The following is a 13,948-nucleotide window of genomic DNA, read 5'->3' as shown; positions in this document are numbered from 1 at the left end:
GTCGTGACTCGCGTAGCTGCCATCGACTGTGGAACCAACTCGATCCGACTTCTCGTCGCGGACGTCGCGTCCGACGGGACGCTCACGGACCTCGTGCGGCGCATGGAGGTCGTGCGCCTCGGTGCGGGCGTCGACCGGACAGGGGAGCTCGACCCGGTGGCGCTCGCGCGGACGCTCGCGATGACGCGCGAGTACGCGGCGACGATCGCGGAGCTCGGCGCGGAGCGCGTGCGCTTCGTCGCGACGTCGGCGACGCGTGACGCGCGCAACCGCCAGGACTTCGTCGACGGCGTGCGGGAGATCCTCGGCGTCGAGCTGGAGGTCGTCGCGGGTGCGGAGGAGGCACGGCTGTCGTTCGCGGGCGCGACGAGCGTCATCGGCGACGGGCACGCGGCCCCGTACGTCGTCGTCGACCTCGGCGGCGGCTCGACGGAGCTCGTGCTCGGGACGGACGCCCCGGCGGGGGAGTTCTCCATGGACGTCGGTTGCGTGCGCATGACGGAGCGCCACCTCGTCACGGACCCGCCGACGGCCGAGCAGGTCGCTGCGGCGCGCGCGGACGTCCGGGCGGCGCTCGACGTGGCGGAGGAGCACGTCGACCTCGGTGCGGCGCGCACGCTCGTGGGCCTTGCCGGGACGGTGACGACGGTGACGGCGCACGCGTTGCGCCTGCCGGCGTACGACCGCGACGCGATCAACGGGGCCATCCTGCCCGTCGACGTCGTCCTCGCGTCGTGCGAAGACCTGCTGACGATGCCGCGCGAGCAGCGTGCGGCGCTCGGCTTCATGCACCCGGGTCGCGTCGACGTCATCGCGGCGGGCGCTCTCGTGTGGTCCGAGGTCGTCGCGCGCGTCGCGCAGCGCGTCGCGGAGCAGGGCGGCGAGCTCTCGGACGTCCTCACGAGCGAGCACGACATCCTCGACGGCATCGCGCTGTCCGCGGCGGCCCGTGACTGAGCCGGCGGCGCCCGGCGTGGGAGCCGCCGCGACCGCCGCCCCGGTCCGGCCAGTGCGGCTCGACGCGCTCACCGGCCTGCGCTGGTGGGCGGCGTTCGCGGTGTTCGTCCATCATCTTGGCAACCTCGTCGTCTACCCCGCGCCGCTCGCGGCGTTCACGGTGCTCGGCGTGCACGGGGTGACGTTCTTCTTCGTGCTGTCGGGCTTTGTCCTCACGTGGTCGTCGGGCCGGGCACTGCCGGGGGCGACGGTGCCGGACGCACGGACGTTCTGGTGGCGGCGCTTCGCGCGGATCTACCCGGCGCACCTTGTGGCGCTCCTCCTCGCGATCCCGGTGTTCACGACGTTCGTCGTAGGACCGGATACGGGGAACTGGTGGGTCCGCGGGACGAGCCTGGGAGTGCTCGCCCTCTCGTTCGTGCTGCTCCAGGGCTGGTCGCGCGACCCGTCGGTGCTGTTCTCGGGCAACCCAGCGGCGTGGACGCTCACATGCGAGGCGTTCTTCTACGCGTTCCACCCGTTCGTGGACCGTGGTCTGGCGCGGTGCGGCCGGCGTGCGACGCTCGTCGCGGCAGGCGGGATCGTCGTGCTGCTCGTCGGGCTGCGGGCCGTCGTCCTGCTGGGCGGGCCGATCGGTGCGGCGGTCGGGGGACTGCCCTGGCCCGTGCTGCGCTCGACGGAGTTCCTGCTCGGGATGGCGTGCGCACGGGCGCTCGCTCTGGGCTGGCGGCCGCGGCTGCGGGTGGGTGCGGTCGTTGCCGTCCTCGCGGTCGTGGGCGGATGGCTCGCGCTCACGCCGTGGTGGCTGACGTCGGGACCGGGGGCGTCCGGCGCCGCCTGGGCTCGGCTCGCAGCGCCGGGCTGGCTCGCCTCGTCGGTGCAGGAGGTCATGACCGTGGGAACGGCCCTGCTCGTCGTCGCGGTCGCGTGTCGTGCGCTCGAGGGTCGGCCGACGGCGCTCGAGCGTCGGCGGTTCGTCATGCTGGGCGAGTGGTCGTACGCGTTCTACCTCGTGCACGCGACCGTCATCTACGTCGTGCTCGACCTTGTCGGCCGGCAGCGAGGCCTGCTCGGCGTCGCGTGCGGGCTGCTGGTTCTCGCGGGGTCCCTCGCGGCAGCGTGGGCGCTGCACGCGTGGGTCGAGCGGCCGGCCGAGCGGCGGATGCGCGGCGCGTGGGACGCGCGCCTGGCCCGCTGACAGGACTGGCCCACTGGCGCGCCTGACTACGCCCGCTACCTGGCCGCGCCCGACCGACGGTGTTCGCCCCTCCGTCGTCCATCGCCCGGGGGGCTCGCCCTCCGGGGCCAACCGTTCCCCTGGCGTTCCCTGCGTCGCTGCCCGCGTGACGAAACACTCTGGGGCGCGCGCAGGGGGCGGCGTTAGGATGTCCTTATGCCCCAGGATGATCTGACCGAGGTTTCGCGCGCCCAAAAGTCGGCCGCGCCCACGTCCCGCAAGGTGCCCCGCATCGTCGTGCTCGGCGGCGGCTCCGTCGGCCTCTACTCGGCCCGCCGCATCCGCAAGCGCCTCGGTGGGCGGGAGGCGGCGATCGTCGTCGTCGACCCGCGCCCCTACATGACGTACCAGCCGTTCCTGCCCGAGGTCGCGGCCGGCTCGATCGACGGCCGTCACGGCGTCGCGCCTCTGCGCCGCGCGGTCAAGGGCGTCGACCTGCTCCAGGGCATGGTCACGCACATCGACCACGCGAACCGTCGCGTGACGATCGCGCCCGAGTCGGGCGAGACCTACACGATCCGCTACGACCACCTCGTCGTCGGCCTCGGCGCCGTGTCGCGCACGCTGCCGATCCCGGGCCTCGCGGAGACGGCGATCGGCTTCAAGACGGTCGAGGAGGCGGTCGCGGTCCGCAACCAGGTCCTCAACCGCATCGACGTCGCGAGCTCGACGTGGGACCCGGCCACGCGCCGGCGCATGCTGACGTTCGTCTTCGTCGGGGGCGGCTTCGCGGGTGTCGAGGCGATCGGCGAGGTCGAGTCCATGGCGCGCGCGGCCGTGAGGTACTACCCCGAGATCGACGCGTCGGACCTGCGGTTCGTGCTCGTCGAGGGCTCGCCGCGCATCCTGCCCGAGGTGTCCGCGGAGCTCGGCGGCTACACGCTCGACCAGATGCGCAAGCGCGACATGGAGATCTACCTCTCGACGTTCCTCAGCTCGTGCGTCGACGGGCACATCGTCCTGTCGAACGGCCAGGAGTTCGACGCGGACACGGTCGTGTGGACCGCGGGCGTCAAGGCGAACCCGGTCCTCAAGGACTCGGACCTGCCGCTCGACAAGCTCGGTCGCGTGACGACGAACTCGTACCTCCAGGTCGTCGACGCGGACGGCACGGTCGTGCCCGACGCGTGGGCGGCGGGCGACTGCGCCGCGGTCCCCGACCTCGTCACGGGCGGCACGTGCCCGCCCAACGCGCAGCACGCGATCCGTCAGGCGAACCGCCTCGGCGAGAACCTCGCGAAGGGCCTGCGCTCGGTCGGCCCGACGGAGTACTCGCACCGCAACGTCGGCGCGGTCGCGTCGCTCGGCATGTACCAGGGCGTCGCGCAGATGTTCGGGCGCATCAAGGTGCGCGGCTGGTTCGCGTGGGTGCTGCACCGGACGTACCACGTCATGGCGATGCCGACGTGGAACCGCAAGGTCCGCATCATGGCGGGCTGGACCGGTGCGCTGTTCCTCAAGCGTGAGGTCGTCTCGCTCGGGTCGATCCACGACCCGCGTGCCGCGTTCCGTGCGGCCTCGCAGCCGCCTGCGCCCAAGCCCGCCGAGGCGGCGGCGACGTCGCCCGACGCTCCGACGCTCGCCGCGGATCCGAAGGCCGACGACAAGGCCTGACGGTTCCCCTCAGGGGCTGCCCGTCACCACGAAGGGCCAGGACGTTGATCTCTCAACGTCCTGGCCCTTCGTCGTCGTGCCGTGTTCGGAGTTCCGTCCTGCTCTGCTCAGCCCCAGACGAACAGAGTGTCGCTCGCGGTGACGTCGCTGCCGTCGGCGGGCGTCCCGGTGAGGGCGTCGGCCGGGGCCTCGAGCGCGACGACGGGGCAGACGGCGGAGCGGCCGCCTGCCTCGACCGCGGCGGGGTCCCACGTGATGAGGACGTCGCCGCGCGCGACGACGTCGCCCTGCTGACGGTGGACGGTGAAGCCCTCGCCCTCGAGCTGGACGGTGTTGATGCCGAGGTGGACGAGGACGGCGCGGCCGTCGTCGCCCTTGACGACGAACGCGTGGGGGTGGACCTTGACGATCGTCCCGTCGATGGGGGCGACGGCGTCGCGGCCGCGCTCGGGGTCGGGGACGATGGCGACGCCGGGTCCGACGTAGCCCGCGGAGAAGACGGGGTCGTCGACCTCGGACATCGCCATGGTGCGGCCCGCGACGGCCGCGAGAACCTCGAGGGGTGCGGTCACCGCAGGTCCTCGATGTCGGAGGCGAGGGTGTCGGCCTCGGGTCCGACGATGACCTGGACGGCGTCGCCGCCCATGACGACGGCGATCGCGCCGGCGGCCTTGAGCGCGGCCTCGTTGACGAGCGAGGGGTCCTCGACCTCGACGCGCAGGCGGGTGATGCAGGGCTCGAGGTCGACGATGTTCGCGTCTCCGCCGAGGGCTGCGAGGATCTGGGAGGCCTTGCTCATGGTGTGCTCCTTGGGTGCGGTGGTGCTGGGTCAACGGGCGACGGGCACGGTTGGTGCCCGGGATGCCGGGATGCCGGGGTGTTCGGTGCGCTACATGAGGTCGTCGAGCGCTGAGGCGATCGTGTCGACCTCGGGTCCGACGACGACCTGGATGACGCGGCCGTGGTGTGCGACGCCGTAGGCGCCTGCGGCCCTGAGCGCGGCGGTGTCGACGACGGCGGGGTCGGTGACGAGCGCTCGGAGACGGGTGGTGCACGGGTCGATCTCGACGATGTTGTCGACGCCGCCGAGCGCGGCGAGGATCGCGGCGGCGCGCTCCTGGTCGGACGTGCTCATGAGACTCCTTCCGGGGTGGTGGCGAACGGGGCTGGTACGAGCGGGGCCGGTGCGAGCGTGGCGGGTGCGAGCTGGGCGGCGACGGGCTCGACCGCACCGGGTCCGTGCTGGGTGGCACGGGGAGGCCGGGGGACGAGCATGGGACGGGCCTCGCGCAGGGGGACGATGACGCTGTAGCGGTCGCCGCGGAAGGTCGACTGCGTGAACATCACTGCGGTCTGACCCGAGTAGGAGCGTCGCTGGGTGCGCATGACGGCACGCGAGGTGGTCATGCCGAGCTGTTCGGCCTCGGTGGTGGTGGCGTCGGCGGCCTGGAGGGCGTCCTCGCCCCAGGTGGGGCCGAGGTTGAGCTCGCGGAGGACGGCGTAGAGGCTGTCGGGGACGCCGTCGGCGAGGAGGTCGGGGGCGAGGTGCGCGGGGATCCACGAGGTCTCGATGCTCATGGGGGTGCCGTCGGCGGTGCGGAGGCGGGAGACGTGGTGCACGGGCGCGCCCTCGGGGAGGTCGAGGGCGCGGGCGACGCGGGGGCCGGCGGGTACGGTGTCGGCCTGGAGGACCTGGGCGCCGGGCTCGAGGCCGCGCCGGCGGGACTCCTCGCCGAACGTCGTGAGGCGCATCTCGAAGTCGGCGTGGCGGGGGGCGACGAAGGTGCCGCGGCCCTGCTCGCGGACGAGCGTGCCCTCGGCGACGAGGGCGTCGAGGGCCTGGCGGACGGTCATGCGGGAGACGTCGAAGCGCTCGGTGAGGGCGCGCTCGGAGGGCACGGCGTCGCCGACCTCGAGCTCGGTGGCGATGAGCTCGGCGAGGTAGTCGCGCACGACGAGGTGCTTGTGGCGGCGCGCTGCCTGCTGCGGCGTCATGGTGGTGCTTCCCCCTCCCTCGGTCGTCCCTCCGTCGGGACGCGAACTCCGTCGTCGGAGCGCTTGACACATCATCATGTCTAGACCACTGTGGTGGCAAGTGGTCCAGACAACTTGTCCCACGACTCTACGCCAGGACCTGGGGGACGGCCGACGACGGTCGCCGCCGCTGCACCACAAGGCTCCACGCGAACCACCTCACGACCATCGTCCGACGACGCACCGATGCCTCGCCGCGACGTGACCCGAAGGAGTGCCATGACCACGGTCGACCAGACCGCCCCACGCGCGAAGCGGACCATTCCCGGTTTCGCCCAGCTGCAGCGCGTGGGACGTTCCCTCATGCTTCCCATCGCCTCGCTGCCCGCAGCGGCGCTGCTCCTGCGACTGGGCCAGCCCGACATGCTCGGCGCCGACGGCCTCGGCAAGAGCGCCGACTGGCTCGTTCCCGTCGCTGCCGTCCTTGCCGCCGCCGGTGGCGCGCTCCTCGACAACCTGCCGATCCTCTTCGCGATCGGTGTCGCGATCGGCTACGCGCGCAAGTCCGACGGCTCGACGGGCCTCGCCGCGATCATCGGCTACCTGGTCTTCACGGGTGTCACGAAGGCGATGTCGCCCTACATCCTCGGCAAGCCTGACGCCGTCGTGTCAGGAGACGTGCTCAAGGGCGTCGACCCGGCGGCTCTCACCGCCGCGCAGGGCGGCGACTACACGGCGCTCGTCCAAGCAGGTGTCGACGCGGGGGCTGGGGCACCCACCCAGGCCCTCATCAACTACGGCGTCCTCGGTGGCATCGTCATCGGCCTCACGGCTGCGGTGCTCTACCAGAAGTACTACCGCATCAAGCTCCCCGCGTACCTCGCGTTCTTCGGCGGTCGCCGCTTCGTGCCGATCGTCACGGCCGGTGCCGCCGTCCTCATCGGCGTCCTCGCCGCCTTCATCTACCCGGCGTTCGACGCCGCGTTCACCGCGGTCGGCGACTGGGTCACCGGCTCGGCCGTCGTGGGTGGTTTCGTCTTCGGAACGCTCAACCGCCTGCTCGTGCCCTTCGGCCTCCACCACCTGCTCAACTCGATGCCGTGGTTCCAGTTCGGTGACTTCACGAACGCGGCCGGCAACGTCGTCCACGGCGACATCCCGCGCTTCCTCGCGGGCGACCCGACCGCAGGCATGTTCCAGGCCGGCTTCTTCCCGATCATGATGTTCGCGCTGCCGGCCGCTGCCCTCGCGTTCGTCCACACGGCCAAGCCGCAGAACCGCAAGGTCATCGCGGGCATCATGGGCTCCGCTGCCCTCGTCGCGTTCGTCACGGGTGTCACCGAGCCGCTCGAGTTCGCGTTCGTCTACGTCGCCTACCCGCTCTACGCGATCCACGCCGTGCTCACCGGTGCGTCGCTCGCGATCGTCAACGCGCTCGAGATGCGTTCCGGCTTCGGCTTCTCGGCCGGTGCGATCGACTTCCTCCTCAACTGGAACATCGCGGAGAACCCGGTCGGCATCGTCGTCGTCGGCCTCGTGTTCGCGGTCATCTACTACTTCCTCTTCCGCTTCGTCATCACGAAGTGGAACCTCAAGACCCCTGGTCGTGAGGACGAGGGCGTCGAGGGTGTCGACACGGCCGCGCTCGTCGCGGACGACCCCACCGGTGGCGCGGCCACGAGCGGTGCGGGCAGGACCACCTCCGGGGGTGACACTGCATGACCTCGATGCTGACCGGGGTGCCTGTGAGCCCTGGGCGGGTCGTCGGCGTCGTGCACGCGATGCCGGCCCCTGTCCCTGAGCCCTCGCAGGCGCCCAGATCGGCCGGGATCGACGCCGAGACGGCGGTCGCGCAGGTCGCGACCGCCGTCTCGGCGGTCCAGGCCGACCTCTTCGACCGGGCCGGACGCGCCCACGGTGCGGCGGCCGACGTCCTCACCGTGACGGCCGCGATGGCCGGTGATCCGACGCTCGCCAAGGGTGCCGCAAAGCGCATCACGGACGACGGGGCGACCCCCGAGCGTGCCGTGTGGGACGCTGCCGAGGCGATCGCCGTCCAGCTCGAGGGGCTCGGCGGCATGATGGCCGAGCGTGCCCGCGACGCGCGTGACGTGCGTGACCGCATCGTCGCCGCGCTGCGCGGCCTGCCCGCGCCGGGCGTGCCCGACCCGGGCTCGCCGTTCGTCCTCACCGCGACCGACCTTGCGCCCGCCGACACGGCGACGCTCGACCCGGAGAAGGTCCTCGCGATCGTCACGGCTGGGGGCGGCCCCACGTCGCACACCGCGATCCTCGCCCGCTCGCTCGGCATCCCCGCGATCGTCGCGTGCGCCGGTGCGACGGCCATCCCCGACGGCACGACGGTGCTCGTCGACGGCGCCGAGGGCACCGTCGACACCGCTCCGTCGGACGCCGACGTCGCCGCGGTCGCGGCGCTCGCGGGCGTCGTGCGGACGTTCGACGGCCACGGGCGCACGTCCGACGGCCATCCCGTCGCGCTGCTCGCCAACGTCGCGGACGCCCAGGGCGCCGACGCGGCCGTCACGGCGGGCGCCGAGGGCGTCGGCCTCTTCCGCACCGAGTTCTGCTTCCTCGGCCGCGCAGACGAGCCGAGCGTCGAGGAGCAGGTCGACGCCTATCGCACGATCCTGTCGAGGTTCCCGGGCCGCAAGGTCGTCATCCGCACGCTCGACGCGGGCGCCGACAAGCCGCTCGCATACGTCACGGCCGACGACGAGCCCAACCCGGCGCTCGGGGTGCGCGGCCTGCGCACGGCCGTCGACCACCCCGACGTGCTCGAGCGTCAGCTCGAGGCGATCGCGGCGGCGGCAGCCGCCGAGACCGCCGACGTGTGGGTCATGGCGCCCATGGTCGCGACCGTCGCCGAGACCGAGGAGTTCGTAGACCGCTGCGCGGCCCACGGCCTCACGACCGCTGGCGTCATGGTCGAGGTGCCCGCCGCGGCGCTGCAGTCCGAGCACATCCTCGCCCGGGCGTCGTTCGCGTCGATCGGCACGAACGACCTCACGCAGTACTGCATGGCGGCCGACCGCGAGACGGCGGCACTCGCCGGTCTCTCGACCGGCTGGCAGCCTGCTGTGCTTCAGCTTGTCTCGGCGACCTGCCGCGGGGGAGCGGCTGGCTCGGCGCCCGTCGGCGTGTGCGGCGAGGCTGCCGGCGACCCGGCGCTCGCCGTCGTTCTCGTCGGGCTCGGCGTGACGTCGCTGTCGATGACGCCGCGCGCGCTCGCCGACGTCGCAGCGGTGCTCGCGTCCGTCGACCACGCGACGTGCGAGAGTCTCGCGCAGCTCGCGCTCGCGCAGCCCGATGCTGTGGCGGCGAGGTCAGTCGTCCGCGCCGGGATCCCGGCGCTCGCGGAGCTCGGGCTCTAGCGGCCCGACGGTTCTGTGGCCTGACGGCTCGGGCAGCCCGACGGTTGTCTCAGCAGGTCAGCACTCGAAGTACGACGACGGGGCCGGCGAGGATCTTCTCCTCGCCGGCCCCGTCGTCGTGCTGCGGCTGGTCCTGCACGCGATGCGCGCCTCGCGCACCGGCCGTGCAGGTCCCGTGCCGCTCAGATGCTCTGGTGCGCAGAAGCTCTGATGTTCAGGCGTGCAGCGATGCTGCGGCTCAGATGGTCTCCTGGCTGAGGAAGGCCTCGAGCGCGTCGATCGCGGCGACGTCGTCGGGCCCGTCGCCCTCGGTGCGGAGCGTGACGACCTCGCCGGCAGCGGCGCCGAGCGTCATGACGCCGAGGATCGAGGCGGCGTCGACGGGCTCGTCCTCGCCGCGCGAGATCGTCACGGGCACGGGCTGCTTGCCGGCCTCCTGGACGAACATCGCGGCGGGGCGGGCGTGCAGGCCCTCGAGAATCGCGACGGTGACGGTACGTTCCATGGTCGAGCTCCTTCGCTCCGGTTCTTGTGTCCTGCCGATCCTAGGCGACTTTCGCTCCGCTGGTCTAGACCAGCGGGTGTGACCTGTTCCGTGGGACGATCGTGCGTGCTGCGCCGGCCAGGCCCAGCGCCCCCGTAGCCCAACCGGCAGAGGCAGTCGGCTTAAACCCGACGCAGTGTGGGTTCGAGTCCCACCGGGGGCACCGGCGACGTCGCGGGCATCGTCCCGATGTCCGTCGCCCGATGTCCGTCGTCCCTGGCATGCTGATCCTCGTCCCGCATATGTCGGGACGAGCGGGAACGAAGTGCGACCCGCGTGCGTTCCACCCACAGGACGCGCATCAACGCAAGCAGCCCGGACGACCGACCGGCCTGTCACGACTGCCAGGAGGAACAGTGAGCAACCCCGTCTTCACGTCGAGCCGGGCCTTCCGGGACCCCGTGCAGCAGCGCGGGAACCAGGCCCAGGGCTACGACTACGGCACCGCGGCCTCCGCCGCGACGCTCGAGAACATGTACGCGCAGCCGTCGGCGTCGCCCGTGCAGACGAACCGGCTCACGTACGACGACGTCATCGTCAAGACCGGTGGGCTCCTCGCCCTCGTCGTCATCGCGGCCGCCGTCTCGTGGCAGCTGTCGCCCTCGATGCCGGGCCTCTACATCGGTGGCGCGATCGTCGGCTTCGTCCTGGCACTCGTCAACATCTTCAAGCGCACCCCGAGCCCCGCGCTCATCATGGGCTACGCGGCCGCCCAGGGCGTGTTCCTCGGGGGCCTCTCGGTGTTCCTCGACACGATCTACCCGGGCGTCGCCATGCAGGCGCTCATCGCGACCGTCGTGACGTTCGGCGTCGTGCTCGTCGGCTTCAAGAGCGGCAAGCTCCGCACGTCGCCCAAGCTCACGAAGATGTTCTTCATCGCGATGATCTCCTACGCGGCATTCTCGCTCGTCAACCTCGGCATGATGCTCTTCGGCGCGACGGACAGCGCGTGGGGCATGCGCTCCGACGTCTCGATCGCCGGCCTCCCGCTCGGTGTCATCATCGGTGCTGTCGCGGTGCTCCTCGCTTCCTACTCGCTCGTCATGGACTTCGAGCAGATCAAGCACGGTGTCGAGGTCGGCGTCCCGCGCAACCTCGCCTGGACCTTCGCGTTCGGCCTCGTCGTCACGCTCGTCTGGCTCTACGTCGAGTTCCTGCGCATCTTCGCGATCCTCTCCGGTCGCGACTGACCTTCGCTCACCAGCACTTCCGACGCGGGCGTCCCGGATCTCCGGGGCGCCCGCGTCGCTGCGTGCCGGCCGGGCCCGGGCTCGAGCCGTTCGAGAGCCGGAACGTCGCCCCGCCGGCGTGCTTATGGCGTGGGGCCCGTCGCCCTGCCGGTGTGCTTGTGGTGTGGGGGCCGTCGTCCTGCCCGTGAGTTCCGCGCGTGTGGACCGCCGCCGCGCCTACTACCCTTGACCGAGGCCCCGCGACCGCGAGGCCCCACCACGACGAGAGGTTCGACACCGTGGCTACCCTTCCCCAGGCATCCGGCGGCTTCGGCGACAAGCCGGTGCTGACCTTCCCCGACACCGAGGCTCCGGCCGAGCTCGAGGTCCAGGTCCTCGTCCAGGGCACGGGCGACACCATCGAGGCCGGCGACAACATCGTCGTCAACTACCTCGGCCAGACGTGGGGCGGACACGTCTTCGACAACTCTTACGACCGCGGCTCCGCGATCGACTTCCCCATCGGCATCGGCCGCGTCATCGGCGGCTGGGACCAGGGCCTCGTCGGCAAGCAGATCGGCTCGCGCGTCCTCCTGTCGATCCCGCCGCACCACGGCTACGGCTCGCGCGGCGTGCCGCAGGCCGGCATCGGTGGCGACGACATCCTCGTCTTCGTCGTCGACATCCTCGGCACCAACTGAGCCTCGGCTCGCAGCTCTTCCCCTCAGGGGCGGTCCGTCCGGGCCGCCCCTGAGGCGTTCCCGGAAGCAGTGCGACCACGACTCTCCTGGGGATAAGCGTCTCGCGGTGTTCCAGGAGGCGAGGCGTTCGCCTGTCTCGGTCCAGGACCGTCGGTCGTGCTCGGTAATGACCAGCCGCGGTCAGAACGGGACATCGGTACTTGGCGAGTCCGGCGAGGCCGGGGTCGCCGGTGAGTCCGGGGCCGCCGGGGTCGCCGGTGGGCCCGAGGCGGCAGGACGTTCTTCGGACGCGCGGTCTTCGGACACGTGTCCCTCGGACACGTGTTCTTCGGACGCCTGTCCCTCGGACGCGCGTTCCATGGACAGGTGTTCCTTGGACGTGCGTTCCTCGGATGCTCGCTTCTTGGGCGCGTCGTCGAAGGTCGGATCGAGCGAGGCGCGGGTCGTGCTTGTCCGTCCCGTGGGCGACGTCCACCGGAGCGTCGACGGAGTGAGCCGTCCACCTGGGCGCCCGTGCTGCCCGTCGCGGCCGACGCTGTCACAGTCGGCGCTCTCACAACCAACGCCGTCGCGGCCCGTGTGGCCCGGATGGCCCGGGAGGCCAGCGCTGCCAGCCCCACGAGCCTCGTCTGCTCTGAGGGCGTCGCGCAGTCTTGTGGCCCGGGCGTCATCGACAACCTGGACCGACCATGCGCCGGCGTGCTTGAGGCGGTGGTGCATGCGGCACAGGTGGGCGAGGTTCGACGCGGACGTCGCCCCTCCTTCCTCCCAGGCCTCGACGTGGTCGAGGTCGCACGCCTCGGCGCGGCGACGGCACGACGGGAACCTGCACGTCGCGTCGCGCAGCTGGGTGAAGGCGCGCAGGTGCGCGGGGACTCTGTAGGTCGAGCGGGACATGTCGAGCGGCACACCGGTGTGAGGGTCGGTGAGGATCCTCCGGAGCGAAGAGCTCTGGGCGACGAGCGCCCGGGCTGCCTCGCGGTCGATCGGTCCGGCCCCGACGATCTCGCCCACGGGAATGGGCACGAGGCGTTTGGCGCGCCGGTTGCTGTGCTGGACAGGGTCGTCCGGCGGTTCGAAGTGGTCGGCCGAACCGTCCTGCAGCGCGCCATCGCTCAACGCACCATCGTGCTGCAACGCTCCATCGTGCAACGTGCCGTCCGGGGGAGCCCCGGCTGCACGTCGGTGGGCCGTGCATGTAGCCGTCGTGGCCGCGTCGTCCGCGAGCCAGTCCACCGGGACGAGCACTGCGACAGTCGGGACGATCCCGTAGATGTCGATGTCGCACGCAGCCGATGCGGCGTGGGCGTCGTCGTCGCCGAGCGACTCGACGTAGGCGGCCTCGAGCATCCGTCTGTCGCGTTCTTGCGCCCCGCGGCCTTGTGTTTCGCTGCCCGGAGCCGCATTGCTCGCAGCAGCGTCGCCCGCCGCGCCGTGGCCCTGAACGCCTACGCTGCCGCTGCCGCTGCCGCTGCCGCTGCCGCTGCCGCTGCCGCTGCCGCTGCCGCTGCCGCTGCCGCTGCTGCCGTCGGCGCCGCTTGTGTCTGTGAGGGCAAGATCAGCGCCGTGCGTGTCGGTGCTGGGACCTGCTGAGGGGCGAGGCGTGCCGGAGCCGGTCACGAGCAGTGCCCCGTCGGCGAGCGCGTACGCCATGAAGGCGTCGGCCCGCAGCTGGGTGAGCGTGCGGGGGTCGTCGGGAGCCTGCACGGCCATCGCGGCGTCGGTGCAGCGGTTGTAGATCGCGTGCGCAGCGACGGCGGGCAGGTGCGCGGTGAGCGTCGACATGCCGTCGCGGGGCGGTGCGAGGAGCACATGCCTGCTGGCCCGCGCCCGCCGGTGCCGCACGTCGACCGACTCCGGGTGCCGCAGCTCGCGGCGACGCCGGGCGAAGACCTGGAGGCTTGCTGCTGTCACGTTGGGGGCCTTCGCGAGGATCTCGGCCTCGAGCGGTCCGCGCGCCGCGACGGGCAGTGTCGTGAGCTCCTCGAGGGCGACGCGGACGTGGCGCTCAGAGACGTGTCCGTCGAGGAGCGCCCGCCACAGTGCGGGGTGCTCCTCCGTGGCCGTCCGTGCGTCCTCCCAGGCACGTCGCACCGTCCCCTCGGGCATATGGAGCGCGGTCGCGACCTCGGCGATGCCCGATCTGTGCGCGGCCTCGACCGCGCGCGACGACGCGAGCGCGACGTCGTCGACGCGCTCGGCGTGAGCCGCCTCCTGGTCCGCGAGGACGCCGAGGTGCGAGAGAGCGCGGGCCTTCATGGCCGAGGCGGTCCGGATGGTGCGTTCGGCCTCTTCGACGACGCGCAGGACGAGGTCCTGGACCTCGCGCAGGCGGAGCCCCTCCGCCACCCAGGCCTCGT

12 protein-coding genes, 1 tRNA gene and 1 pseudogene are annotated in these 13,948 nt (G+C 72.0%); 8 read left to right on the top strand and 6 right to left on the bottom strand.

From position 1 onward, the window contains the following. Positions 1-3 precede the first annotated feature (3 nt). The 3 genes from G7063_RS11580 (at position 4) to G7063_RS11570 (ending at position 3,808) form a co-directional block, all read left to right on the top strand. Positions 4-957: an exopolyphosphatase gene (locus tag G7063_RS11580; protein WP_240916057.1), complete on the top strand. Its 954-nt coding sequence runs from the start codon at positions 4-6 to the stop codon at positions 955-957. Beyond that, positions 950-2,155, top strand: a complete 1,206-nt coding sequence (locus tag G7063_RS11575; protein ID WP_166414526.1) for an acyltransferase — start codon at positions 950-952, stop codon at positions 2,153-2,155. The genes G7063_RS11580 and G7063_RS11575 overlap by 8 nt, the downstream gene beginning before the upstream one ends. Positions 2,156-2,350: 195 nt before the next feature. Further along, positions 2,351-3,808 (top strand): NAD(P)/FAD-dependent oxidoreductase, encoded by a 1,458-nt coding sequence (locus G7063_RS11570; protein ID WP_166414525.1) that lies wholly within the window; start codon positions 2,351-2,353, stop codon positions 3,806-3,808. Positions 3,809-3,915: 107 nt separating this feature from the next. Here G7063_RS11570 and G7063_RS11565 read toward each other — a convergent pair whose 3' ends face one another. The 4 genes and pseudogenes from G7063_RS11565 to G7063_RS11550 form a co-directional block, all read right to left on the bottom strand. After that, the gene (locus G7063_RS11565; protein WP_240916056.1) at positions 3,916-4,380 is read right to left on the bottom strand and encodes a PTS glucose transporter subunit IIA; all 465 of its coding nucleotides are present in this window, start codon (positions 4,378-4,380) and stop codon (positions 3,916-3,918) included. Next, positions 4,377-4,619, bottom strand: a pseudogene (locus tag G7063_RS11560) (glucose PTS transporter subunit EIIB); the annotation flags it as partial. The gene G7063_RS11565 and the pseudogene G7063_RS11560, both read right to left, overlap by 4 nt. A 78-nt stretch (positions 4,620-4,697) precedes the next feature. After that, the gene (locus G7063_RS11555) at positions 4,698-4,943 is read right to left on the bottom strand and encodes a glucose PTS transporter subunit EIIB (protein ID WP_166414523.1); all 246 of its coding nucleotides are present in this window, start codon (positions 4,941-4,943) and stop codon (positions 4,698-4,700) included. Then, a complete protein-coding gene (locus G7063_RS11550; protein WP_166414522.1) occupies positions 4,940-5,803 on the bottom strand; it encodes a GntR family transcriptional regulator in 864 nt (287 codons plus the stop codon). Before G7063_RS11550 ends, G7063_RS11555 begins: the two co-directional genes overlap by 4 nt. A 258-nt stretch (positions 5,804-6,061) precedes the next feature. Here G7063_RS11550 and G7063_RS11545 point away from each other — a divergent pair, with 258 nt between their 5' ends. Both G7063_RS11545 and ptsP read left to right on the top strand, forming a co-directional pair. After that, on the top strand, positions 6,062-7,504 hold the full coding sequence (locus tag G7063_RS11545) for a PTS transporter subunit EIIC (protein ID WP_166414521.1): 1,443 nt from the start codon (positions 6,062-6,064) through the stop codon (positions 7,502-7,504). Then, positions 7,501-9,174 (top strand): phosphoenolpyruvate--protein phosphotransferase, encoded by a 1,674-nt coding sequence (gene ptsP / locus G7063_RS11540; protein WP_166414520.1) that lies wholly within the window; start codon positions 7,501-7,503, stop codon positions 9,172-9,174. The genes G7063_RS11545 and ptsP overlap by 4 nt, the downstream gene beginning before the upstream one ends. Positions 9,175-9,412: 238 nt before the next feature. Here the strand turns inward: ptsP and G7063_RS11535 are convergent, their stop codons facing one another. Further along, positions 9,413-9,679: an HPr family phosphocarrier protein gene (locus G7063_RS11535; RefSeq protein WP_166414519.1), complete on the bottom strand. Its 267-nt coding sequence runs from the start codon at positions 9,677-9,679 to the stop codon at positions 9,413-9,415. 128 nt (positions 9,680-9,807) lie between these two features. Between G7063_RS11535 and G7063_RS11530 the strand changes: the two genes are divergently transcribed. From G7063_RS11530 to G7063_RS11520, 3 genes are all read left to right on the top strand, one after another. Then, positions 9,808-9,881 (top strand) — tRNA-Leu (locus tag G7063_RS11530). A 193-nt stretch (positions 9,882-10,074) separates the two neighbouring features. Further along, positions 10,075-10,908 (top strand): Bax inhibitor-1/YccA family protein, encoded by an 834-nt coding sequence (locus tag G7063_RS11525; protein ID WP_166414518.1) that lies wholly within the window; start codon positions 10,075-10,077, stop codon positions 10,906-10,908. Positions 10,909-11,186: 278 nt separating this feature from the next. Beyond that, complete coding sequence (locus G7063_RS11520; RefSeq protein WP_166414517.1) at positions 11,187-11,588, top strand: FKBP-type peptidyl-prolyl cis-trans isomerase; 402 nt, start codon at positions 11,187-11,189, stop codon at positions 11,586-11,588. 180 nt (positions 11,589-11,768) lie between these two features. Here G7063_RS11520 and G7063_RS11515 read toward each other — a convergent pair whose 3' ends face one another. Further along, positions 11,769-13,937 (bottom strand): HNH endonuclease signature motif containing protein, encoded by a 2,169-nt coding sequence (locus G7063_RS11515; RefSeq protein WP_166414516.1) that lies wholly within the window; start codon positions 13,935-13,937, stop codon positions 11,769-11,771. Positions 13,938-13,948: the final 11 nt, after the last annotated feature.

Source organism: Sanguibacter sp. HDW7 (assembly GCF_011300875.1).
Classification (GTDB): domain Bacteria; phylum Actinomycetota; class Actinomycetes; order Actinomycetales; family Cellulomonadaceae; genus Flavimobilis.
The sequence above is the reverse complement of the archived record's forward strand: the minus strand, read 5'-3'. Positions and strand labels throughout refer to the sequence as shown.